This window comes from Pseudomonas sp. COR18 (assembly GCF_048568395.1).
Taxonomy (GTDB): Bacteria; Pseudomonadota; Gammaproteobacteria; order Pseudomonadales; family Pseudomonadaceae; genus Aquipseudomonas; species Aquipseudomonas fuscovaginae_B.
The window spans coordinates 797,872-820,352 of sequence record NZ_CP183808.1; the positions used below are offsets into that span (position 1 = coordinate 797,872).

The 22,481-nt window shown below is 64.9% G+C and carries 26 protein-coding genes; 15 read left to right on the forward strand and 11 right to left on the reverse strand.

What is annotated here, in order from left to right; all coding sequences use genetic code 11:
- Window positions 1-108 precede the first annotated feature (108 nt).
- Window positions 109-738 (reverse strand): L-threonylcarbamoyladenylate synthase, encoded by a 630-nt coding sequence (locus ACM62G_RS03640; RefSeq protein ID WP_054057593.1) that lies wholly within the window; start codon window positions 736-738, stop codon window positions 109-111.
- A 13-nt stretch (window positions 739-751) separates the two neighbouring features.
- Window positions 752-1,618, reverse strand: a complete 867-nt coding sequence (locus tag ACM62G_RS03645) for a PHP domain-containing protein (RefSeq protein WP_054064055.1) — start codon at window positions 1,616-1,618, stop codon at window positions 752-754.
- A gap of 84 nt (window positions 1,619-1,702) precedes the next feature.
- Between ACM62G_RS03645 and ACM62G_RS03650 the strand changes: the two genes are divergently transcribed.
- The 6 genes from ACM62G_RS03650 (at window position 1,703) to ACM62G_RS03675 (ending at window position 5,887) form a co-directional block, all read left to right on the forward strand.
- A complete protein-coding gene (locus ACM62G_RS03650; RefSeq protein ID WP_054057595.1) occupies window positions 1,703-2,299 on the forward strand; it encodes a septation protein A in 597 nt (198 codons plus the stop codon).
- Between the two features lies 1 nt (window position 2,300).
- Entirely contained in the window at window positions 2,301-2,600 is a 300-nt protein-coding gene (locus ACM62G_RS03655) for a YciI family protein (RefSeq protein ID WP_054057596.1), read from the forward strand.
- Between the two features lie 109 nt (window positions 2,601-2,709).
- On the forward strand, window positions 2,710-3,117 hold the full coding sequence (locus ACM62G_RS03660; protein ID WP_273819329.1) for a translation initiation factor 2: 408 nt from the start codon (window positions 2,710-2,712) through the stop codon (window positions 3,115-3,117).
- 34 nt (window positions 3,118-3,151) lie between these two features.
- Window positions 3,152-3,829, forward strand: a complete 678-nt coding sequence (locus ACM62G_RS03665; protein ID WP_054057598.1) for a response regulator transcription factor — start codon at window positions 3,152-3,154, stop codon at window positions 3,827-3,829.
- 163 nt (window positions 3,830-3,992) lie between these two features.
- Window positions 3,993-4,427, forward strand: coding sequence for an LTXXQ domain protein (locus ACM62G_RS03670; RefSeq protein WP_419736706.1), 435 nt, complete (start codon window positions 3,993-3,995; stop codon window positions 4,425-4,427).
- 122 nt (window positions 4,428-4,549) lie between these two features.
- A complete protein-coding gene (locus ACM62G_RS03675) occupies window positions 4,550-5,887 on the forward strand; it encodes an ATP-binding protein (protein WP_419736707.1) in 1,338 nt (445 codons plus the stop codon).
- Window positions 5,888-5,970: 83 nt separating this feature from the next.
- Here the strand turns inward: ACM62G_RS03675 and ACM62G_RS03680 are convergent, their stop codons facing one another.
- Complete coding sequence (locus tag ACM62G_RS03680) at window positions 5,971-6,531, reverse strand: NAD(P)H nitroreductase (protein ID WP_054064053.1); 561 nt, start codon at window positions 6,529-6,531, stop codon at window positions 5,971-5,973.
- A 119-nt stretch (window positions 6,532-6,650) separates the two neighbouring features.
- Here ACM62G_RS03680 and ACM62G_RS03685 point away from each other — a divergent pair, with 119 nt between their 5' ends.
- A complete protein-coding gene (locus ACM62G_RS03685) occupies window positions 6,651-8,105 on the forward strand; it encodes a TrkH family potassium uptake protein (RefSeq protein WP_273819327.1) in 1,455 nt (484 codons plus the stop codon).
- Here ACM62G_RS03685 and ACM62G_RS03690 read toward each other — a convergent pair.
- The gene (locus ACM62G_RS03690; RefSeq protein WP_273819326.1) at window positions 8,062-9,123 is read right to left on the reverse strand and encodes an AraC family transcriptional regulator; all 1,062 of its coding nucleotides are present in this window, start codon (window positions 9,121-9,123) and stop codon (window positions 8,062-8,064) included. The two genes, ACM62G_RS03685 and ACM62G_RS03690, sit on opposite strands and share 44 nt — an antisense overlap.
- A 162-nt stretch (window positions 9,124-9,285) precedes the next feature.
- Between ACM62G_RS03690 and ACM62G_RS03695 the strand changes: the two genes are divergently transcribed.
- Window positions 9,286-9,597 carry a DUF962 domain-containing protein gene (locus ACM62G_RS03695; protein ID WP_054061177.1) on the forward strand — a complete coding sequence of 104 codons (312 nt, stop codon included), beginning with the start codon at window positions 9,286-9,288 and terminating at the stop codon, window positions 9,595-9,597.
- A gap of 21 nt (window positions 9,598-9,618) precedes the next feature.
- Here ACM62G_RS03695 and ACM62G_RS03700 read toward each other — a convergent pair whose 3' ends face one another.
- Entirely contained in the window at window positions 9,619-10,440 is an 822-nt protein-coding gene (locus tag ACM62G_RS03700; RefSeq protein ID WP_054061176.1) for a UDP-2,3-diacylglucosamine diphosphatase, read from the reverse strand.
- A gap of 131 nt (window positions 10,441-10,571) precedes the next feature.
- Between ACM62G_RS03700 and ACM62G_RS03705 the strand changes: the two genes are divergently transcribed.
- The 3 genes from ACM62G_RS03705 (at window position 10,572) to ACM62G_RS03715 (ending at window position 12,738) form a co-directional block, all read left to right on the forward strand.
- Window positions 10,572-11,327, forward strand: coding sequence for an AraC family transcriptional regulator (locus tag ACM62G_RS03705; protein ID WP_273819325.1), 756 nt, complete (start codon window positions 10,572-10,574; stop codon window positions 11,325-11,327).
- Window positions 11,328-11,405: 78 nt separating this feature from the next.
- On the forward strand, window positions 11,406-12,296 hold the full coding sequence (locus ACM62G_RS03710; RefSeq protein ID WP_419736708.1) for a DMT family transporter: 891 nt from the start codon (window positions 11,406-11,408) through the stop codon (window positions 12,294-12,296).
- A 145-nt stretch (window positions 12,297-12,441) separates the two neighbouring features.
- The gene (locus ACM62G_RS03715) at window positions 12,442-12,738 is read left to right on the forward strand and encodes a hypothetical protein (protein ID WP_054061538.1); all 297 of its coding nucleotides are present in this window, start codon (window positions 12,442-12,444) and stop codon (window positions 12,736-12,738) included.
- A 56-nt stretch (window positions 12,739-12,794) separates the two neighbouring features.
- Here the strand turns inward: ACM62G_RS03715 and ACM62G_RS03720 are convergent, their stop codons facing one another.
- From ACM62G_RS03720 to recQ, 4 genes are all read right to left on the reverse strand, one after another.
- On the reverse strand, window positions 12,795-13,079 hold the full coding sequence (locus ACM62G_RS03720; protein ID WP_054061539.1) for a SelT/SelW/SelH family protein: 285 nt from the start codon (window positions 13,077-13,079) through the stop codon (window positions 12,795-12,797).
- 9 nt (window positions 13,080-13,088) lie between these two features.
- Complete coding sequence (locus ACM62G_RS03725; protein ID WP_419736709.1) at window positions 13,089-15,299, reverse strand: FimV/HubP family polar landmark protein; 2,211 nt, start codon at window positions 15,297-15,299, stop codon at window positions 13,089-13,091.
- 129 nt (window positions 15,300-15,428) lie between these two features.
- Window positions 15,429-15,863, reverse strand: a complete 435-nt coding sequence (locus tag ACM62G_RS03730) for a MarR family transcriptional regulator (protein ID WP_054058297.1) — start codon at window positions 15,861-15,863, stop codon at window positions 15,429-15,431.
- Between the two features lie 153 nt (window positions 15,864-16,016).
- Window positions 16,017-18,146: a DNA helicase RecQ gene (gene recQ / locus ACM62G_RS03735; protein WP_419736710.1), complete on the reverse strand. Its 2,130-nt coding sequence runs from the start codon at window positions 18,144-18,146 to the stop codon at window positions 16,017-16,019.
- 281 nt (window positions 18,147-18,427) lie between these two features.
- Here recQ and ACM62G_RS03740 point away from each other — a divergent pair, with 281 nt between their 5' ends.
- Entirely contained in the window at window positions 18,428-19,015 is a 588-nt protein-coding gene (locus ACM62G_RS03740; protein ID WP_054058299.1) for a YecA family protein, read from the forward strand.
- Window positions 19,016-19,031: 16 nt separating this feature from the next.
- Complete coding sequence (locus tag ACM62G_RS03745; RefSeq protein ID WP_273819381.1) at window positions 19,032-19,427, forward strand: YbaN family protein; 396 nt, start codon at window positions 19,032-19,034, stop codon at window positions 19,425-19,427.
- Here ACM62G_RS03745 and ACM62G_RS03750 read toward each other — a convergent pair.
- Window positions 19,424-20,026, reverse strand: coding sequence for a tRNA-uridine aminocarboxypropyltransferase (locus ACM62G_RS03750; RefSeq protein ID WP_273819322.1), 603 nt, complete (start codon window positions 20,024-20,026; stop codon window positions 19,424-19,426). The genes ACM62G_RS03745 and ACM62G_RS03750 overlap by 4 nt on opposite strands.
- Before the next feature lie 14 nt (window positions 20,027-20,040).
- The gene (locus ACM62G_RS03755; protein WP_054058302.1) at window positions 20,041-20,934 is read right to left on the reverse strand and encodes a LysR family transcriptional regulator; all 894 of its coding nucleotides are present in this window, start codon (window positions 20,932-20,934) and stop codon (window positions 20,041-20,043) included.
- A 167-nt stretch (window positions 20,935-21,101) separates the two neighbouring features.
- On the opposite strand from ACM62G_RS03755, the gene speB reads away from it, so the two are divergent.
- A complete protein-coding gene (speB, locus tag ACM62G_RS03760) occupies window positions 21,102-22,052 on the forward strand; it encodes an agmatinase (RefSeq protein ID WP_419736711.1) in 951 nt (316 codons plus the stop codon).
- 9 nt (window positions 22,053-22,061) lie between these two features.
- A complete protein-coding gene (locus ACM62G_RS03765; RefSeq protein ID WP_054058304.1) occupies window positions 22,062-22,472 on the forward strand; it encodes a YybH family protein in 411 nt (136 codons plus the stop codon).
- Window positions 22,473-22,481: the final 9 nt, after the last annotated feature.

The window sequence follows — 22,481 nt, forward strand, 5'->3', positions numbered from 1 at the left end:
AATGTACAGGTCCACCGGCATTTCCATGACCGCCTGGCCATAGACCATGGCGAATGGCAGTTCCTGCTGGGCTCCGGCCTGGCTGTCGACAGTTTCAACGGCGGACATTCAGGCCTCGACCATGAACGGTGCCGGGTCGCCGCAGCCAACCCGCACAACCTGCGGATCACCGTCGGCCAGGTTGATCACGGTGGACGCCTTGAGGCCGCCAAAACCGCCGTCGATGATCAGGTCGACCTGGTGCTCCAGCACCTGGCGGATCTCGTAGGGATCGACCATCGGCTCGCTTGCATCCGGCAGGATCAGGCTCACGCTCATCAGCGGCTCTCCCAGTTCGGCCAGCAGCGCCAGGGCGATCGGGTGGCTGGGGATGCGCAGGCCGATGGTGCGCTTTTTCGGGTGCAGCAACAGCCGCGGGACTTCCCGGGTGGCGTTCAGGATGAACGTGTAGGGCCCCGGTGTGTGCGCCTTGAGCAGGCGGAACAGGCCGGTGTCGACCTTGGCGAACAGGCCGAGCTGCGACAGGTCGGCACAGATCAGCGCAAAGTTGTGCTTGTCATCCAGTTGCCGCAGCCGGCGCACGCGCTCGACCGCGCTCTTGTCGCCGATCTGGCAACCAATCGCATAGGACGAATCGGTCGGGTAGATCACCACCCCACCCTTGCGGATGATTTCCACCGCCTGCTTGATCAGGCGCGCCTGGGGATTTTCCGGATGTATCTGGAAAAATTGACTCACGTTGTCTTCCTGTTCAGACGCGTGCGGTTGATGGCTGGTCATGTTTGAACCGACACCAGAGTGGCGGCAGATCGTCGGGAAGCGGGCGGTACTCACCGATCTCGGACCAGCCTCCAGGGCCATGAAAGTCGCTGCCGGCACTGACCAGCAGCCCGAATTCACGGGCCAGGATCGCCAGGCTGCCGACCTGCTCGGCCGGCTGGTGCCCGTTGACCACTTCGATTGCCTGGCCTCCCGCTTGAATATAGTCGGCAATCAGCTTGCGACGCTTGCTGCGGGTGAAATCGTAGTGCCAGGGATGCGCCAGGCTGACCCAGGCACCGGCGGCGCGCAGGGTCCCGACGGTGTCCTCCAGGGACGGCCAGTGCAACTTGACGTCGCCCAGCTTGCCGGCCCCCAGCCATTTGCGAAAGGCCTCGGCGCGGTCCTTGACGAACCCGGCGCGCACCAGAAAATCGGCGAAATGCGGGCGCGCCGGGGCGTTGCCGCTGTCACCCAACTCCTGCTGGATCGCCCGCGCGCCTTCCAGGGCACCGGGCATGCCCTTGAGGGCCAGCTTGCGGGCGATCTCCTCGGAACGCAGCCAACGGCCCTCATGCAGGCGGGCAATCGCCTCGACCAGCGGCGGCGCCTGTTCATCGAAGCCGTAGCCGAGCACATGGATGGTCGCTCCGCCCCAGGTGCAGGACAGCTCGACCCCGTTGACCAGTTGCATGCCCAGGGCCTGCGCCGCTTCGCGGGCCTCGGCCAGGCCTTCGAGGGTGTCGTGGTCGGTCAGGGCCAGAACCCGCACGCCTCTCTCGTGCGCACGGGCAACCAGAGCCGCTGGCGCCAGGGCGCCGTCGGAGGCCGTGCTATGGCAGTGCAGGTCGATTTCCACGGGAACTGAATAACCTCTGGGTGGCGCTTTCGCTGACAAGTATGTTTGTTATTATGCCGCTACATCCTGCTTCTGGCTGCCACTGTGAAACAATTCATCGATTTCATCCCGCTGTTCCTGTTCTTCATCGTCTACAAAATCGAACCCCGCCTCATCGACATCGCCGGCCACAGCGTGACGGTCGGTGGCATCTACAGCGCCACGGCGGTGCTGATCGTCAGCTCGCTGGTGGTCTACGGTGCCCTGTTCATCAAACAGCGCAAGTTGGAGAAAAGCCAGTGGCTGACGCTGATCGCCTGCCTGGTGTTCGGCAGCCTGACCCTGGCCTTCCACAGTGAAACCTTCCTCAAGTGGAAGGCCCCGGTGGTCAACTGGCTGTTCGCCCTGGCCTTCGCCGGCAGTCATTTCATCGGCGACCGCCTGCTGATCAAGCGCATCATGGGCCACGCCCTGAGCCTGCCGGAACCGATCTGGCTGCGCCTGAACCTGGCCTGGATCGTGTTCTTCGTGTTCTGCGGTGCCGCCAACCTGTTCGTCGCCTTCACCTTCCAGCAGTACTGGGTCGACTTCAAGGTGTTCGGCAGCCTGGGCATGACCCTGCTGTTCCTGGTAGGCCAGGGCATCTACCTGTCCCGCCACCTGCACGACGCCGATTCGACTACGCCCAAAACCGAGGACTGACATGCTCTACGCGATCATTGCCACAGACGTCGAGAATTCCCTGGAAAAACGCCTGGCGGCACGCCCGGCGCACCTTGAGCGGCTGCAGCAGCTCAATGCCGAAGGCCGCGTGATCCTGGCCGGCCCGCACCCGGCCATCGACAGCAACGACCCGGGCGCCGCCGGCTTCACCGGCAGCCTGATCGTCGCCGAGTTCGACTCCCTGGCAGCGGCCCAGGCCTGGGCCGAGGCCGATCCGTTCGTTGCCGCCGGCGTCTACGACAACGTCGTGGTCAAGCCGTTCCGCCGGACCCTGCCGTGATACCGGCCTGCACGACCCCCACTGGCCGGGTGTCGTGCAGGCAATCGCTCATTATTCCCGCCCGACAGCCGACAACATCCTGAATACCGATTGGAATCAGGAGTTTCCGATGCGTAAAGGTCCGTTGTGTCTGCTATTGATCACGTTGTCGCTGGGCGCGACCGCCCTGGCCGAGGAAGGCAGTGCGGGCAACGCCGTACCGCTGTCGCTGAGCGCCGCGAGCCAGATCAACGATCTGCAGCAGCGCCTGAAGGAAAGCGAGCGTTTGCGCGAAGAGCTGGGCAAGCAACTGTCCAGCGCCGATGCCGAACGCGAAAGCCCCCAACTGAGCCGCTTGCGCCAGGAGAACCAACGCCTCAAGCTGCAACTCAAGGAAGCGCTGGCCAACCCGGCTCCGCGCCTGCTGACCGACCAGCAGCAATGGTTCATCACCGGCGGTGGAGTTGCACTCCTGGCCCTGCTCTGCGGTATCTTCGCCAGTGGCGGACGCCGACAACGTCGGCAATGGTTGAATTGAGAGCGCCCGAGGGCGATCTGTTATCGAGAACTTCATGAGCGACCTGTTACTGATTGACGATGACCAGGAGCTGTGCGAACTCCTGAGCAGTTGGCTGAGCCAGGAAGGCTTCCAGGTACGTGCCTGCCACGACGGCCTCAGCGCCCGCAAGGCCCTGGCCGACAGTTCCCCGGCGGCGGTGGTGCTGGACGTGATGCTGCCCGATGGCAGTGGCCTGGAACTGCTCAAGCAGTTGCGCAGCGATCATCCGGAACTGCCGGTGGTGATGCTGTCGGCCCGGGGCGAGCCGCTGGACCGCATCCTCGGCCTGGAGCTGGGCGCCGACGACTACCTGGCCAAGCCCTGCGACCCACGGGAACTGACCGCCCGCCTGCGCGCCGTATTGCGCCGCAGTCATCCGACCGCAACCCCGAGCCAACTGGAGCTGGGCGACCTGTGTTTCAGCCCGGTACGCGGCGTGGTCACCATCGATCAGCAGGACTTTACCCTCACCGTCTCCGAAAGCCGCCTGCTCGAAGCGTTGCTGCAACAGCCGGGCGAGCCGCTGGACAAGCAGGAACTGGCGCAGATCGCCCTCGGTCGCAAGCTGACTCTCTACGATCGCAGCCTGGACATGCATGTCAGCAACCTGCGCAAGAAGATCGGCCCGCATCCGGATGGAAGGCCGCGGATTGTGGCGCTGCGTAGTCGCGGGTACTACTACGCACCCTGATGCGAGGGGTGGATGACCGCCTTTGGTGGCCATCCACCTCCAATGTCAGCTCCCCCACAAAACCTCTTTACCCAAGCTTTACCCTCCGCTGACCGCCGCTGACCTTGATCTCCTTAATCTGTACTCACCCGGACCGACCGGAACCGAGACAAGGAGAAACACCATGCGCAAGACCCTTATCGCCCTGATGTTCGCTGCAGCCCTGCCGACCGTTGCCATGGCCATGCCCGAAGGTGGTGGCCCGCTGGGCGGCCCTGGTGGCCCTCATGGCGGCGAGCCTCACTGGAAAGCCCCCTACGGCCAACTGGACCTGAGCCGCGAACAGCGTCATGCCATCGGCAGGCTGATGGGCGAACAGATGCACGCTCGCAAGGAACTCACCGAGAAATACCTGGCCAAGCTCTCGCCAGCCGACCAGGCGGCATTCCAGGGCGAGCTGGACGCCGCCCGCCAGAAAACCGACGGGGAAATCCGCGCCCTGCTCAAGCCTGACCAGCAGAAGACCTTCGACGATATCCAGAAAAAACGCGCCGAACGCCGCGCCGAATGGGCCGAATTCAAGGCCTGGAAAGCACAGCACGCGCAAAAGGCGCAATAATCCGCTGTACAGTGGCCTGTACGGTTGATTCCAGTATCCGAATCCGCCACACAGGCCACCCGCCCGACGGCCAACGCCGCCGGGCTTTGCCTGTTTCCACCGGATTGATTTGAGGACTTGCCGTGCGTTCACTGTTCTGGCGCATCCTGGCCAGCTTCTGGCTGGCCATTGCCCTTGTTGCGGGGTTGTCGATTCTGCTCGGGCACATGCTCAACCAGGATGCCTGGATTCTCAGCCGCCACCCGGGCCTGGCGACCCTGGCCGAGGACTGGACCCAGACCTACGAAGAACAGGGCGAGGACGCCGCCCAGGACATCCTCGAACAACGCAAGAAGCAGTACCACATCGACGTCCAGGTGCTCAACGAAAGCGGCGACCCGGTGGTACGCGGTACCTTCCCGCGCCGCGCGGCCGCCTTCGAGGCCCGCCAGCACAACGATGATCGACGCCTGCCCTGGCGCCGGCTGACGGTGGAGTACACCAGTCCGAAAAGCGGCGACACCTACCTGCTGATCTACCGTATCCCGCACCCGGAACTGGATGCCTGGCACCGCGGCAGCCTGCTCTGGCCACTCAGTGCCCTGGGGATCGCGCTGGTGGTGCTGACCCTGTTCAGCCTGCTGGTGACCCTGTCGATCACCCGCCCGCTCAGTCGCCTGCGCGGCGCGGTGCATGACCTCGGCCAGACCGCCTACCAACAGAACAGCCTGGCCAGGCTGGCCTCGCGTCGCGACGAGTTCGGCGTGCTGGCCAAGGACTTCAACCTGATGGGGGCACGGCTGCAGAGCCTGATCGGCAGCCAGCGGCAATTGCTGCGCGATGTCTCCCACGAACTGCGCTCGCCACTGGCGCGCCTGAAGATCGCCCTGGCCCTGGCGGAGCGCTCGTCGCCCGAGGAACGCGAGCGACTGTGGCCACGCCTGACCCGCGAGTGCGATCGGCTGGAAGCGCTGATCAGTGAAATTCTCGCCCTGGCCCGTGTCGATGCCGACCAGGCCAGCGCCGAACAGATCGACCTCAATCAGTTGCTGCAGGAACTGCAACAGGAAACCCTGCTCGGCAACCCGCAGCAACCGGTGCAGTTGCAGGCCGAGCAGGCGCTAAGCCTGCGAGGCTGGCCGACCATGATCGAACGGGCGGTGGACAACCTGCTGCGCAACGCCCAGCGTTTCAATCCCGACGGCCAGGCCATCGAGGTTCTGGCCCGACGCCAGGGCGAGCGGATCGAAATCAGCGTGCGTGACCACGGACCCGGCGTCGAAGCCGAGCACCTGGCGCAGTTGGGTGAGCCGTTCTTCCGTGCCCCGGGCCAGACCGCCGCGGGTCACGGCCTGGGCCTGGCGATTGCCCGGCGGGCGGCGGAACGCCACGGCGGCAGCCTGACCCTGGCCAATCATCCGCAGGGCGGTTTTATCGCCACATTGGACCTGCCGCTGGAGCCGGGAGCCGCAACGGCCTGAGGCGAAGGCCGGGGGATTTGGGGTGCTTTTGCCGGCCCTTTCGCGGGCAAGCCCGGCTCCTGCAGCGAAAGAGCCTGAAGGCCTCAGGCCGACCAGGCGCTGACGAATTGCGTCAGGTCGACCTTGGGCGCGGCCCGCAGTTCGTTCTGTGGCGTGCCGAGGTAGAGGAACGCGATCACTTCCTCGTCATCGCTCAAGCCCAGGCCCTTGGCCACATGCCGCGAGTAGGACAGCTCGCCGGTGCGCCAGACCGCGCCGATCCCCTGGGCGTGCGCCGCCAGCAGGATGCCGTGCGCCGCGCAGCCGGCAGCCAGCAGTTGCTCGGACTTCGGCACCTTGAAGTGCTCCTGCAGGCGCGCCACCACGACCACCACCAACGGTGCCCGCAGGGGCATCGCGTGGGCCTTGTCCAGCGCCGCCTGGGTCACCTCGCCCCCCTTTTCCTGCACGGCTTCGGCCAGCAGTTGGCCCAACTGCTCACGTGCCGCGCCCTCCACGGTCAGGAAGCGCCACGGCTGCAATTGGCCGTGGTCCGGCGCCCGCATGGCCGCCTGGAACAGCACTTCGCGCTGGGCCGCCGTCGGTGCCGGGTCGAGCAGGCGCGGTGCGGAAACACGGTTGAGCAAATTGTCGAGAGCCTCCATGGGCTACCTCCTGAGGAAAAATGTGCGGCTATTCTAGCCATATCTGCCCAGGCCCTGGCGGTTTACATGGACAGGTCCGCAGGTAGAATGACCGCCTTTCCCTGCCCAGAGCTCATTTCATGGCGTTGCCGACCCTGCGCATCATCGGTTTCATCATCGGCATATTCCTGATCACCCTCGCCATCAGCATGGTCGTGCCCATGCTGACCCTGGTGATTTTCGACCGCACCGGCGACCTGCCCTCGTTCCTCTGGGCCAGCACCCTCACCTTCGTGGCCGGCCTGGCCCTGGTGATCCCCGGGCGCCCGGAACAGGTGCACCTGCGTCCCCGGGACATGTACCTGCTCACGGTGTCGAGCTGGGTGGTGGTGTGCGTCTTTGCCGCCCTGCCGTTCCTGCTGACCCTGCACACCAGCTATGCCGATGCCTTCTTCGAAAGCATGTCGGGCATCACCGCCACCGGCTCGACGGTGCTCAGCGGCCTGGACGACATGTCCCCCGGCATCCTGATCTGGCGCTCGCTGCTGCACTGGCTGGGCGGCATCGGCTTCATCGGCATGGCGGTGGCGATCCTGCCGCTGCTGCGCATCGGCGGTATGCGTCTGTTCCAGACCGAGTCCTCGGACCGCTCGCAGAAGGTCATGCCGCGCTCGCACATGGTGGCCCGGCTGATCGTCACCGCCTATGTCGGCATCACCATCCTCGGCGCCCTGGCCTTCTGGTGGGCCGGCATGAGCCTGTTCGATGCGATCAACCATTCGATGTCGGCGATTTCCACTGGCGGCTTCTCGACCTCCGATCAATCCCTGGCCAAATGGCACCAGCCGGCGGTGCACTGGGTCGCAGTGGTGGTGATGATTCTCGGCAGCCTGCCGTTCACCCTCTATGTCGCGACCCTGCGCGGGCACCGCAAGGCCCTGATCAAGGATCAGCAGGTCCAGGGTTTGCTGGGGCTGCTGCTGGTCACCTGGCTGGTCCTCGGCACCTGGTACTGGTGGACCACCGACCTGCACTGGCTCGACGCCCTGCGCCATGTGGCGCTGAACGTGACCTCGGTGGTCACCACCACCGGCTTCGCCCTGGGCGACTACAGCCTGTGGGGCAATTTCTCGCTGATGCTGTTCTTCTACCTGGGTTTCATCGGCGGCTGCTCAGGGTCGACGGCAGGCGGGATCAAGATCTTCCGGTTCCAGGTCGCCTATATCCTGCTCAAGGCCAACCTCAACCAGTTGATCCACCCGCGGGCGGTGATCAAGCAGAAGTACAACGGTCACCGGCTCGACGAGGAAATCGTCCGCTCGATCCTGACCTTTTCCTTCTTCTTCGCCATCACCATCTGCGCCATTGCCCTGGCCCTGTCGCTGATCGGCCTGGACTGGATGACCGCACTGACCGGTGCCGCCAGTACCGTGTCCGGGGTCGGCCCGGGCCTGGGCGAGGTGATCGGCCCGTCAGGCAACTTCTCCAGCCTGCCGGATGGCGCCAAGTGGATCCTCTCGGTGGGCATGCTGCTGGGGCGCCTGGAGATCATCACAGTGTTCGTGCTGTGTATTCCGGCGTTCTGGCGTCACTGATCGGCACCACCGTGCCCTGCAGCCGCGCCCGGTACTCGCCGGGCGTCACCTCGAACCAGCGACGGAAGGCGCGGAAGAAATTGCTCGGGTCGGCAAAGCCGAGCAGGTAGGCAATCTCCAGCAGGGTCATGCGCGGCTGCGCCAGGTACTGCTCGGCCAGCTCGCGGCGGGTGTCGTCGAGCAGCGTCTGGAAACTCGTACCCTCCTCCTGCAGGCGCCGCTGCAGGGTACGCTGGGACAGGTGCAGGGTCTGCGCGACGATCTCGCGCTTGGGCTCGCCCTGGGGCAGCAACCGGCACAGCACCTGCCGTGCCTTGTGTGTCACCCGGCTCTCGGAAAAACGGGCCAGGTACTCACCGGCGAAGCGATCGTGCAACTGGGCCATGGCCTCATTGGCCGTCGGTAACGGCGCTTCCATGTCGGACTTCTCGAAAATCAGCGCGTCATAGGGCGCATCGAACACCAGCGGCGCGTGGAACGCCTGGCGGTAGGGGTTGATATCCTCCGGTTGCGAGCCCTGCAGCAGCACCTTGCGCGGCTGCAGGGCTCGCCCGGTCAGCCAACTGCATAACGACAGCGCACAGGCCAGTGAGGCCTCGGCACTCTGCCGGGTTGGCGGCAGATGATCACCGTGGACGGTCAGGATCAGCGCATAACCTTCAGGCAGCAGGCGAAAACTCAGGTCCGCACTCTCGGCGATGATCCGCTGGTAGCGCACCAGGCGCATGAACCCTTCGGCCAGGGTCCGGCTGGACATCAACGCATAGCCGGCGACATGGAAAGACGCCGGACGTACCACCTTGCCCATGTTCAGGCCGATCGCCGGGTTCCCGGAAAGCGCCACCGCACGCTGCCAGAGGCGCGTCATCGAGTCCTGGGGGAAACGTGCATCGGGGTCCTCCAGTGCGCTGTAATCGAGCCCCAGTTGCTGGAAGAGGGCCCGGCAATCCAGACCGTCCATTTCCAACGCCTTGACAATCCCCATCGCCCAGCTTGCAGAAGTGGTTCTCTCGCTCATGGCCTGTTCTTTACATGGTGTGCCGCATACAACGACTGATGGCCCAAGGATACTAAAGTGGCGCCTATTGTCACTGGTCGTCACCGCCACACAAATCTAGACTGAAACAGGCTCCCCAAGGAGCGACCCAACGCCGCCAATAAGAAGTACGGAGAGTACTCAATGGAAAACGTCAGGAAATTCAACAGCTTTAGTGAGTTTTACCCGTACTACCTGAACGAGCACGCCGACAGCACCTGTCGCCGCCTGCATTTCGTCGGGACCACCCTGGTGATCTTCATTCTCGCGCTGATCATCGGTCGCGGTGCCTGGGCACTCCTGCCCCTGCTGCCACTGGCCGGCTACGGGTTCGCCTGGGTCGGGCACTTTTTCTTCGAGAAGAATCGCCCGGCAACCTTTCAGCATCCTTTCTACAGCCTGCTGGGCGATTTCGTCATGTACCGAGACATGCTGCTCGGGCGGGTCCCTTTCTAGGGAAAAAGGGGTGTCGGGGGCTCAGCCGGGCTGAGTGACCTTCTGCAGGTCCAGCCTGAGCTGGGCCTCTTTCGCCTGGGCATCGGCCAGCCGATACAGCTCGATGGTACCGTCCCAGTGCTCGATCAGTGCCGTGCAGGATTCGACCCAGTCACCGCAGTTCAGGTACTCCACGTCGCCGACCTGGCGGATTTCGGCATGGTGGATATGGCCGCAGATCACGCCATCGAGCCCACGCTTCACGCATTCGTGGGTGATGGCTTCCTCGAAGTCGCTGATGAAATTCACCGCGGTCTTGACCTTGTGCTTCAGGTAGGCCGACAGCGACCAGTAGCCATAGCCGTAGCGGGCCCGCCAATGGTTCAGCCAGCGGTTGAGGGTCAGGGTGAACTCGTAGGCCGAATCGCCGAGAAACGCCAGCCAGCGGTGGTAACGGGTGATCACATCGAACTGGTCGCCGTGGATCACCAGCAGCCTGCGGCCATCGGCGGTCACGTGCACGGCTTCGTCCACCAGCTGGATATTGCCGAGGATCAGCTTCGAGTAGCGACGCAGGAATTCGTCATGGTTGCCGGTCACGTAGACCACCTCGGTGCCGCGCTTGCTCATGGTCAGCAGGCGGCGGATCACGTTGGTGTGCGCCTGGGGCCAGTACATGCCGCCCCGCATCTTCCAGCCGTCGATGATATCGCCGACCAGGTAGATACGGTCGGCATGATAGCCCTTGAGAAACTGCGACAGATGCTCGGCCTGGCAATCCCGGGTGCCGAGATGCACATCGGAAATCCACAGGGTTCGCACACGCTGCTTGCGACTGGGTTTGGCGAGCTCCGCACGGGTCATGGGCATTCTCCGGATTTTTCCTGAGCTTGCACCGGGGCAGTGAACTGACCATGACAGGCAAACGACAGTCTTGTGACAGCCGCCGAACCGGCCCAACCGGTGTAGACTGAACATCTGCCGAGGAGACCGCCATGGGCCCGTTCCTGACCCTGCGCCAATACAGCGAAGAACTGATCGTCCACAGCCACGCCCATGCCCAGCTGGTGTTCGGCCTGTCCGGCCGGCTCGATTTCGAGATCGAGGGCCGCGGCAGCCGGGTGGTGCAGCAGAGCGTCGCGGTGGTCCCCTACGATGCCCATCACACCTGCGGCAGCCCGGACGGCAGCCGCTGCCTGGTACTCGACGTGCCGGACGAGCACTGGCTGGTGCAATCGCTGGGGGAACACGCCGACGCCAGCCGACGGCTGATCGACCGGGCCGGTTCGCTGGCGCTCAATGCCAGCCAGGGCCGCCTGGTCGACTGGCTGGCGAACAGCCCGGTGCAGGATCCGCTGATCGCCCGCCAGGGCGCGGTGCTGCTGTTGGCCAGCCTGAACGCTCCGGCTGTGGTGATCGCCGACAAGCGCCTGCCTCTGGCGGCCCTCGACGCGCATATCGATCGCTACGCCGCCCGCCCGCTGGAGGTCGCCGACCTGGCGCGCATCGCCGGCTTGTCCAACGCCCGGTTGCATGCACGGTTCATGGCCGAGTGCGGGCAGACACCGATGGATTACATCCGCACCCGGCGGCTACGGCTCGCCCTCGGCCTGTTGCGCGAGTCCGCGCTGCCGGTCGGCGAGATCGCCGCGCGTGTCGGCTACAGCTCGCAGAGCGCCTTCTGCGCCGCCATCCTGCGCGAGTTCGGCGCTTCGCCGACAGCCTTGCGCCGCGAGTCTGGCGACAACTGACGCGAGTCCCGCGACAGACGGCGCCATACCCCGCGCCCTAGACTGCCAGCTCGTGCCCAAACGTTCTCAAGGATCGCCATGACTCCCCGCTCCGCCCTCGGCGCCCTGCATATCGGCGCACTGATGTTCGGCCTGACCGGTGTGTTCGGCAAACTCGCCACCACCTCCGCCACCCTCATCGTCTTTGGCCGCGCCGGCTTCGCCGTGCTCGCCCTCGCGGTGTTCGCCAACCTCGCCCGCAACAACGGCTGGCAGCGCCTGCCGGGGCGGGACTGGGGCCGACTGCTGGTCAGCGGCCTGCTGCTGGCCGGGCACTGGATCAGTTTCTTCCTCGCGGTGAAGGTCGCCGGCGTCGCCGTCGCCACCCTGGGCTTTGCCAGTTTCCCGGCGTTCACCGTAATTCTCGAAGGGGTGATTTTCCGCGAGCGCATCCGCCTGAACGAGATACTCCTGGTGCTGCTGGTCAGCATCGGCCTGGTGCTGGTCACCCCCGAGTTCGACCTCGCCAGCCAGGCCACCAGCGGGTTACTCTGGGCCGTGCTGTCCGGGCTGCTGTTCTCGCTGCTGTCGCTGAACAATCGGGCCGGCTCCGGGCGCGTCAGCGCGGTCCAGGCGGCGCTGTGCCAGAACCTGGTGGTCGCGTTCTGCCTGCTGCCCTGGGCGGCGCCTCACCTCACCGGGGTCCGCGCGCTGGACTGGCTGTGGCTCGGCCTGCTCGGCGTGTTCTGTACCGCCGTCGCCCACAGCCTGTTCGTCGCCAGCCTGGCGGTGATCAAGGCACGCACCGCCGCGGTGGTCTTCGCCCTGGAACCGGTGTACGGGATCGCCGCCGCGTGGTGGCTGTTCGGCGAAAACCCGAGCCCGCGCATGCTGCTTGGCGGTGTACTGATCATCGTCGCGATCGTGCTGTCGAGCCTGCTGAGCGGCGCGCCACGCCAAAAAAACCTGGAAGTTGCCGCCGCGCCGTGATTTTCCGCGACTGTCCTATACTTGCAGCATCCGCAACAGTCAGCCGTCGTTACCCGGATAACAGGGCTGCTCGGCGACGGCGGCAGTGATCCAGCAGTAGCTCGATGCCAGTTGCCCTCCAACTCACACTGTGGAGGGTTCATCCATGGAATTCATCAGTCTCCTGATTCAGCTGGTCAGCGGTGCGGTGGGTGGCAATATCGCCGGCGCCGCCACCGACAAGTACAGTCTCGGCCCCTGGTTCAATTCACTGGCGGGCGGCATTGGTGGCGTGGTGCTCAGCCAGGTGCTGTCAGTCATCACCAACGGCAGTTTCGGTGGAGACGTCGGCAACCTCGACCTGAGTTCGATTGCCAGCGGTATCGCCAGCGGCGGGGTCGGCGGCGCGATACTGAGCCTGGTGGCGGGCTTCATCAAGGCCAAGCTCAGCCGTTCCGAGTGAGTCCGGCCGGCATGACGTCGTTGTCAGTCAACAGGTGGCAATGACGTCAGCGCCTCTCAGCGAGCGTCGTTATGGCCCAGGTCGCGCTCCGGGTCGATCTGGTCGCGCACCCGTTGCTTGAGCACCTTGGCCTCGGGAAAACCGCCATCGGCCTTGCGCTCCCAGATCTGCACGGCATCGCAGGTGATGCGAAACACACCGCCGGTCCCAGGCTCCAGGGACACCTTGCCCAGGTCGTCGCAGAAGGTGCTCAGCAACTCCTGGGCCAGCCAGGCGGCCCGCAGCAGCCACTGGCACTGGGTGCAATAGGTGATGACGATTTCCGGTTTGCCTGCACTCATGATGCGCTCCTAGCGGATACTGGCCAGGAGGGTCCGGGCCGTCTGCTTCAACGGCTCATCCCCTTCCCTGAGCAGTTCATGCAACAGTTGGCTGGCATGATCCAGGTCGCCGACATTGATGAAGGTCTGCGCCTGCTCCAGCTTGCTGGCCGAGGCCTGCTCACGCTCCAGGCTGTCGAAATCCACTTCCAGCGGTTCGATATCCAGGGGCTGCTCATCGCTCATGAAGCTGTCGAGGAACTCGTCGTCCAGAGTGTCTGCGTCCAGCGACAGGCTCAGTTCGTTTGCCGCCGGCCGCTCGGGTTCCGGCTCGGCGAAATCGCTGAGAAACTGCTCGTCGGGCATCTCGAACACATGCGGCAGTTCGTTGAGGTTGCTGGCGAACTGCGGGTCGATGCCGGACAGCGTCGACGGCCCCTCGGCGGCCTTGCCCCGCTGCGGCAGGGCATTGTCGAACGGGCTGACCAGATCCCAGTCCGAATCCATCGACAGGTCGTCGAGGTTGAGCTGGAACTCGTCTTCCAGTGGCGCGGGCTCAGGCTCGGATTTGGCCTCGGGCTCCTTTTCCAGCCAGTCGGCGGCGAGCACCGGGGCGGCCAGCGTCGCAGCGGCTGCCACGGCGGCAGGAGCAGTGACCGGAGCCGGTGCAGGAGTCGTCGCAGTTGCCGCCGGAACGGCTGTCGGTGCCGCGGGTACGGCCTGCGGTGCTGGCGCCGCATGCAGTTTCGGATGCTTGGCCCGCAGGTCGCGCAGGGTCGACTCGCTGAACCCCGTGTCGAGCAGATGCTGTTCTTCAATCGTGTAGGCGTCGTTGTCCCCCTGCTGGGCCAGCACATCCAGCAGACGCAGGCGCAAGTCGGTGCGCTGCGGCTCCTTGAGTATGGCCTCGCGCAGAATCCCCGCCGCTTCCTTGAACCGTCCGTAGGCGATGTAGATGCTCACGCCTTCCAGGGCATCCGGGACCTCACTGGTCTCGCGGCGTGCCACCGTTGCCAGCGGCTCGGCCAACGGCTCGTTGTGCTCCGCCGGAGCAACGGCGGCGCTGGCGGGTAGCACACGACTGACCATGGGCGGGTCCTGGGGCAGCGGCGCGGGCTCGACCGGCAGTGGCGTCGAACGGCGCCGACGACGCACCACCAGGGCGGCCGCCAGCAACAGGAGCAGCACGGCCAGGGCGGCCAGGAGCAGCAGATTCAGGCCGCCGGACTGTTCGGCGACCACCGGAGCAGGAGCAACAGGAGGCGCCGCCGGTGCCGGCGCAACCACGGGAGCCGCCGGCCTGGCCTTGAGTTCCGCCAACTGGGCCTGCAACTCACCCAGCTGTTTCTGGTCGATGGCGATCTGCTCGTCCTGGGTCTTCAGGCGAGCCTGCAGCTCCTCGATGGTTTTTTGCAGTTGCTGGTTTTCCAGGGTCGCGGCGGCAAGTTGTTCAGCACCCTGCGCGGCGTTTTGCGCCGCTTCGGTCAACGCAGTCGCAGGCGCCGCGGCCGTCGCCGGTGGGCTGGCCGGGACCACGGCAACATCCGGCAGCAACAGGCTCTGGCCGACCGCCAGCCGCTCGCTGCCCGGATTGAGCGCGCGAATGCCCTGGGACAACTCATTGACACTGGCCTTGCTGCCCGCCTCGTTCAGGCGCCTGGCGATGCTCCAGAGGCTATCGCCCCTGGCCACGGTGTAGCGCTTGCCCTGGGTCGCCGGCGGCGGCACCCTATCGGCGACGGGCGCTGCCTGTTCCACCGAACTGTTGCGCGCCGGCGGGCTGTAGGTCCCGCTGTCCGGTGGATCGAGCAGCACCGTGTACTCGCGCAGCAGGCGGCCGTTGGGCCGGTTGACCTGGATCAGGAAATTCAGGAAGGGCTCGCTGACCGGCTTGCTCGACTGCACCCGGATGAAGCTGCGATTGCCCTGCAGGACCGGCGTGAAGCGCAGGTCGTTAAGGAAGAACAGCCGCTCGACGCCAGCGCGGGAAAACTCCTCGGGTGTCGCCAGGCTGACCGACAGTTCGCCTTCGCTCAGATCACCGGGATCGACCAGGGCGATTTCCGCATTGAGCGGCTGGCTGAGCGCCGAATGCAGGGTGATCTCGCCCAATCCCATGGCCGACGCCAGCGCCGGATGCAGCAATGACAGTGCCGCCACGGCCATCCAGCGCCGCCGGACCGCGGTCACCAGGGGCTTTTCAGTGGAACACCGCAACGCGGACTGCAAACTCTCGAGCATGAGTATCCCTTAAAGGCCCGACATCCCCCCACGGCCAGCGGGGTCCGAATGCCGACACAATACACAGAACCAGTAAATCTTATAGTCTGCCGGCCAGGGATTCTCCAAATCCGGCAGAGCGGGAATGCCTCAGGATTTTTCCAGGTTCGCCAGGATCCGGCTGTGAACCCGCATGCTGATGCGCAATTCCTCTTCGTCGACGCCCTCGAACAGTTCGTGACGCAAGGCGGTGGCGATGGTTTCGATCTGTTCGATCAGCGGTCGCGCCGGGGCACAAAGCACGATCTTCTTGGCCCGGCGGTCCTCCACGACCGAGTGGCGCTGGACCAGCCCCTGGGTTTCCAGGCTGTCGAGCAGACGGGCCAGGGTCGGCCCTTCCACACCGACGCTCTGCGCCAGTTCGCGCTGGGTCGGCGCCTCGGAAAAACGCGCCAGGTGCAGCAATACCAGCCAACGGGCCTGGGACAGCCCCAGGCCGGCCAGGCGGCGATCCAGTTCGGCACGCCAGCCACGGGACATTTGCGCCAGTTGCATGCCAAAACGGTGTTCATCGGTTAACGACATAAGGAACTCATGGTCAGACTTAAAAATAGATAAAACTAATTATTAGTCAGCTAAGCATGGAGCCTGGCCGGAGGCAAGGGCTCAGCTGTGTACAAACATGACTTGTCGCAAATAACCCAGAGATAGGCCGGGGAATATTCCATTTCCCTCTCCTCATAGTTCGAATTCGGCTTGCAGGGCCGCTCGCACGCAATACAGGACACCCTCGGGCACCCGTCCGGCGAACAGTTCGGCGACCTCGCTCACGGCAGGCAGTTCGCCCTCGCCATCGAGGAAGGTGTCCTGGATTTCCCCCAGCAGATCCTCGGGCAGGTCCAGGGCCTGCTCCAGCGACAACTGCTGGCGGCCAATCGCCTCGGCCAGCAGCGTATAGACGTTCTTCTCCGAGCACTGCAACTGGCCGGCGATCTGCAAGGGAGTCATGCCGGCACGGGCCAGGCTGATCAGTTCGTGACGAATGTCGACGACCGCCCTGGGCGTCTCGGCCTCGCCGGCCAGGACTTCGAGGAACGCCTCGCCATAGCGCTCCAGCTTGCGCGCACCGACGCCGCTGACCCTGGCCATCTCGGCCATGGTCGTCGGCTGGCTGCGCAGCATTTCCAGCAGCGTCGAGTCGGGGAAGATGACATACGGCGGCACCGCATGCTCCTGGGCCAGCTTGCGCCGTAGGGCACGCAGGGCCTCCCATTGCTCACGCTCCTCGCCACGCACCAGTTGGCTGGCCGGGCTGGCGGAAACGCTCTTGGCGGCGGCCTGCGGCTTGAGGTCGCGACGCAGTTCCAGGCTGACCTCGCCACGCAATAGCGGCCGGCAAGCGTCGCTCAGGCGCAGGCCGCCATAGCCCTCGATGTCGATATCGGCCAGGCCGCGCGCCACCAGCTGGCGGAACAGCGAGCGCCACTCGCCCTCGCTGAGCGCCTTGCCCACGCCGAACACCGCCAGGTGCTGGTGGCCGAAACTGCGGACCTTGTCGTTCTCCTTGCCTAGCAGCACATCCACCAGGTGGCCGACGCCGTAGCGCTGGCCGGTGCGGTAGATCGCCGACAGCGCCTGGCGTGCCGGCTCGGTGGCATCCCAGGTCTGCACGCCGTCGACACAGTTGTCGCAGTGACCACAGGGCTGTGGCAGGTCCTCGTCGAAATACGCGAGCAGCGTCTGGCGACGGCAGCGGGTCTCCTCGCACAGCGCCAGCATCGCGTCGAGCTTGTGGTGTTCCAGACGCTTGTGGCGCTCGTCGCCCTCGGAGTTCTGCAGCATCTGCTTGAGCATCACCACGTCCTGCAAGCCGTAGGCCATCCAGGCGTCCGCCGGCAGGCCGTCACGCCCGGCCCGCCCGGTTTCCTGGTAGTAGGCCTCCAGGGACTTGGGCAGGTCGAGGTGGGCGACATAACGCACGTTGGACTTGTCGATACCCATGCCGAAGGCAATGGTCGCGACCATGATCAGCCCTTCCTCGTTGAGGAAGCGCTTCTGGTTGTCCGCGCGGGTCTCGGCGGGCAGCCCGGCGTGATACGGCAGGGCCGGAAAACCCTGTTCGCAGAGCAGCGCGGCGACCTCGTCGACCTTCTTGCGCGACAGGCAGTAGACGATGCCGGAGTCGGCACGGCGCTGCTCGAGGAACGCCAGCAACTGCTTGCGCGGCTGTTCCTTGGGCACGATGCGGTAGAAGATGTTCGGCCGGTCGAAACTGGAGAGAAAACGCTCGGCGTTCTCCAGGTGCAGGCGATTAACGATCTCCTCGCGGGTGCGCTTGTCGGCGGTGGCGGTCAGGGCGATGCGCGGGACGTGGGGGAACATCTCGGCCAACTGGCCCAGTTGCAGGTATTCCGGACGGAAGTCGTGGCCCCATTGCGACACGCAGTGGGCCTCGTCGATGGCGAACAGGGCGATATCGAGGTTCTGCAGGAACGCCAGCATGCGCGGCTGCACCAGGCGCTCGGGCGCCAGGTAGAGCATCTTCACCTCGCCGCGACGAATCCGCGCCGCCAGTTCGCGCTGCTGCTCGGCACTCAGCGTCGAGTTCAGTGCCGCCGCCGCCACGCCGAGTTCCTCCAGCGTCGCGACCTGGTCGTCCATCAGTGCGATCAACGGCGACACCACCACCGCCAGGCCATCGCGCAGCAGGGCCGGGACCTGGTAGCACAGCGATTTGCCGCCGCCGGTCGGCATCAGCACCAGGGCATCGCCACCGCTGGCCACGCGCTCAATAATGGCACCCTGGCGACCGCGAAAGCTGTCGTAACCGAAGATGTCCTTGAGGACGCGTTGAGCCTGTTCGAGCATAGCCACTCCAAAAATCACCGAAACGCCCTGCAAAGGCTGGTCGAAAAGCCGCCGCCTTGACGGAAAAAACCGTAAGCGGGGATTTCTCCAGCCGTCGCGACCCGCAATGGGGCATCACAAAACGCGGCAGTATACCCGAGCGTTATCCGGCAGAGGGCCCTGCCGGTCGATCAATGACTATCCTTGTTGATGAGCAGAACCGCGCAAATCTATGTGTTTGCTGGCTTGCGAGCTCAAGAACGCCTAGAATTCAGCATCGTTTATTCCCAAGGTAGCCCCCCATGTCCTTCGCTGAGCAACTCACCCGCCTGCAAGCCTTCCTCGACGCCGACGAGCTGCACGAAGAAGCGCTGGACTACGTGGCCGCCCACGGCTACCTGACTGCGCTGTCGATCTGCTCCGAGGTGGTCCCCGATCGCGAATGGATCGACGCGCTGTTCGCCGAAGAGCCGCACTACAAGGATGCCGCCCAGCGCGAGGAAATCGAAGCCACGCTGATCCAGCTCAAGGCCCATATCTCCCGCCAGTTGGCTTCCGACGAGGAATTCGAGCTGCCCTGCGACCTCGACCTGGGCGACGACCCGGACGACTCCGAACTGCGCGGCTGGTGCATCGGTTTCATGGAAGGGGTGTTCCTGCGTGAGGAAGCCTGGTTCGAAACCGCCGAGGAAGAAGTCAGCGAAATGCTCCTGCCGATCATGGTCGGTTCGGGCCTGTTCGACGAGCAGCCGGAGTTCTCCGACATCGCCGCCGATGCCAACCTGATGGACGACATGATCGTGCAGATCCCGGAGGCGCTGACCGCCCTGTACCTGCTGTGCAATGCGCCCGACGAGAAGCCGGCGATCCTCAAGCCCCGCCACCACTGAGTCACGTCCGGTGGCGATGCGCCCCACGGGCAATCGCTCGCCACTCCTGCGCTACGCGCTGCTGGCCATCGGCTGGCTGAGCGTAGCGCTGGGGGTACTGGGCATTTTCCTGCCGGTCCTGCCGACCACGCCATTCCTGCTGCTGGCGGCCGCCTGTTTCGCCCGCAGTTCGCCACGCTTCTACCACTGGCTGGTGGAGCACCCGCGCCTGGGGCCATGGGTCCGTGACTACCTGGACGGCAATGGCATCCCGCTCAAGGGCAAGGTCTATGCCATCGGCCTGATGTGGCTGAGCATCGGCTTTTCCTGCTACCTGGTGCCGCTGTTCTGGGCACGCCTGTTCATGCTGACCAGCGCCGTGCTGGTCAGTGTCTATATCCTGCGGCAGAAAACCCTCGAGCCGCGGCGCTAGCGCTCGCCGTGGTTGCGCTGGTAGATATCGCGGCCCATGGCCTGGATCTGCCCCTCGATCAACGCTTCGAACGGCTTGAGCAAGGCCTCGAACGAAGCCGGCTGCTCCAGAGTTTCCAGGGCCCGGGCAATCGCTTCCACCGTCGACAGCGCTCCCGGCTCCGGCGCCTTGCGCAGGCGATAGCGCGATAGCGCGCCCGGCTCCAGGCTGACCCTCGGCAGGCTGGCCAGCAGCGGGTTGAGGTACAACAGCTTGCGCGCCTTGCGCCAGGTGCCGTCGGGGACCACCAGCAACAGTGGCCGTTCGTCGTCCACCGCTGCGTACGGTTGCAGCAGTTGTGCATCATCCGCCGGGAACAGCAACCGGGCCTGGTAACCCGACTGGTCGAGCAATGCCGGCAGGTCATCGAACACCTCGCCCACCCGCAACTCGGCATTGGTCAGGCCCAGGGTCGCCAGTCGCGCGGTATTCAGGGCATGACCGACCTCGCTCGGGTGCTGCAGCACCAGCACGCGGGTGCGGCTGTCGAGCTGCGGAATCAGCGCGCAAAGGCAGTGGCTCTGGGGACGCAGGCAGCGTTCGCAGCAGGCTCTGGACATAGGGTCGACTCCGATCAGGGCTGGTTGAGCTGCGCCTTGAGCAGGTCGCGGAAAGTCTGGATCAGCGGCTCGCGGCTACGGCCACGGCGCAGGATCATCGAAAAGGGCGCCTGGTAGCCAAAGGTCGCCGGCAGCAGCACGCGCAGGTCGCCCTTGTCCGCCCAGGGCTGGGCGTAGTGTTCCGGCAGATAGCCGATATAGGCGCCGGACAGCACCAGGATCAGTTGCGCTTCCATGCTTTCCACGGTCGCCGCACTGTGCTTGAAGCCGTGCCGGGCCAGTTCCGCCTGGCTCCAATAGCCGCGGCCGACCATGCGCTGCTGGGTGATGACCTGCTCGGGAATCCGCCGCTCGTGGTACAGCGGATGGCGGTTGCTGCAGTACAGCCAGTGCTGCTCGCGATACAGCGGCTGGTAGACCAGCCCGCTCATGCGCGTGGAGAAGGCTCCGATGGCCAGGTCCAGGCGGTTGTCCTGCACGCCAAGCTGCAGTTCGTATGGGCTCAGCACCGACAGGTGCAGGTGCACCCCCGGATGTTCCTGGCTGTAGGCACCGATGGCTTCGGCCAGGGGCAAGGCCGGCTCGCTGACGGTGGAGTCGATCACCCCGAGGTTCAGCGTGCCGCGCAACTCGCCCTTGAGAGCGGCGGCGTACTGTTCGAAGCCCTCGAGTTCACCGAGCAGGCGCAGGGTTTCCTGGTGGAACAGCTCACCCTTGCTGGTCAGGCTGAACCCGCCGCGGCCGCGGTGGCACAGCACCAGGCCCAGGGTCGACTCGAGCTGGCTCATGTAGGTGCTGATGGCCGATGTCGACAGGTTGAGTTCCTGCTGGGCGTTGGCGAAGCCCTGGTGACGCACCACGCTGACGAAGATGCGCAATAGTTTCAGGTCGGGTAAAGCGTTGGCCATGGGGGGTCCTGGGTAGGGTCAACGGTGCCGGAAGCCAGTCCGTCGGCACAGTGTCCCATTAGTTCAGAAAAATCTGAACTAAGTATTTGCCGACAGCGATTTTTCCCGCCCGGCGTCTTTCGCAGAATCGGTCCCCTGATAACCAGAACAAACGATGAGGCTTACCCGTGGACAAGATTCTTCACCAACCACTGGGCGGTAACGAAATGCCGCGCTTCGGCGGCATCGCCACCATGATGCGCCTCCCCCACCTGCAATCGCCCGCCGGCCTCGATGCCGCGTTCGTCGGCGTACCGCTGGACATCGGTACCTCGCTGCGCTCCGGGACCCGCTTCGGTCCACGGGAGATCCGTGCCGAGTCGGTCATGATCCGCCCCTACAACATGGCCACCGGCGCCGCGCCGTTCGACTCGCTGTCGGTTGCCGATATCGGTGACGTGGCGATCAACACCTTCAACCTATTCGAAGCCGTGCGCATCATCGAGCAAGCCTATGACGCCATCCTCGAGCACAATGTCATCCCACTGACCCTGGGCGGCGACCACACCATCACCCTGCCGATCCTGCGGGCGATCCACAAGAAGCACGGCAAGGTCGGCCTGGTGCACATCGACGCCCACGCCGATGTCAACGATCACATGTTCGGCGAGAAGATCGCCCACGGCACCACCTTCCGCCGTGCCGTCGAAGAAGGCCTGCTGGACTGCGACCGCGTGGTGCAGATCGGCCTGCGTGCCCAGGGCTACACTGCCGAAGACTTCAACTGGAGCCGCAAGCAGGGTTTCCGCGTGGTCCAGGCCGAGGAGTGCTGGCATAAATCCCTCGAGCCACTGATGGCCGAGGTTCGCGAGAAGGTCGGCAATGGCCCGGTGTACCTGAGCTTCGACATCGACGGTATCGATCCGGCCTGGGCACCGGGTACCGGCACCCCGGAAATCGGCGGCCTGACCACCATCCAGGCCCTGGAAATCGTTCGTGGCTGCCAGGGTCTCGACCTGGTCGGTTGCGACCTGGTGGAAGTCTCGCCCCCCTACGACACCACCGGCAACACCTCGCTGCTGGGCGCCAACCTGCTGTACGAAATGCTCTGCGTACTCCCAGGCGTGGCCCACCGCTGAGGCGTTACCATGAACGACCGTGACCAGGTTCTCAAGGCCGCCGCCGAACTGGTAGCCGCCTTTGCCGCCAACGACCGCGAAGCCTACTTCGGCGCCTTCAGCGCCGATGCCAGCTTCGTCTTCCACACACTCGAACAACCGCTGCTGTCGCGCGACGCCTACCAGGCGTTGTGGGACCAGTGGCGTACCAGGGATGGCTTCGAAGTGCTGTCGTGCACCTCGAACAACGCCTTCGTCAGCCTGCAGGGCGACGTGGCGATTTTCATCCATGACGTGGCCACCGAGCTGCGTCTGCAAGGGGAGCACCTCTTCAGCCAGGAACGCGAAACCATCGTGTTTCGCAAACAACAAGAACAGGGCCACTGGCTGGCCTGCCACGAACATTTGTCAGCGACCCCCCAAGGACTGCCCTCCCCTTAGCCAACAGCG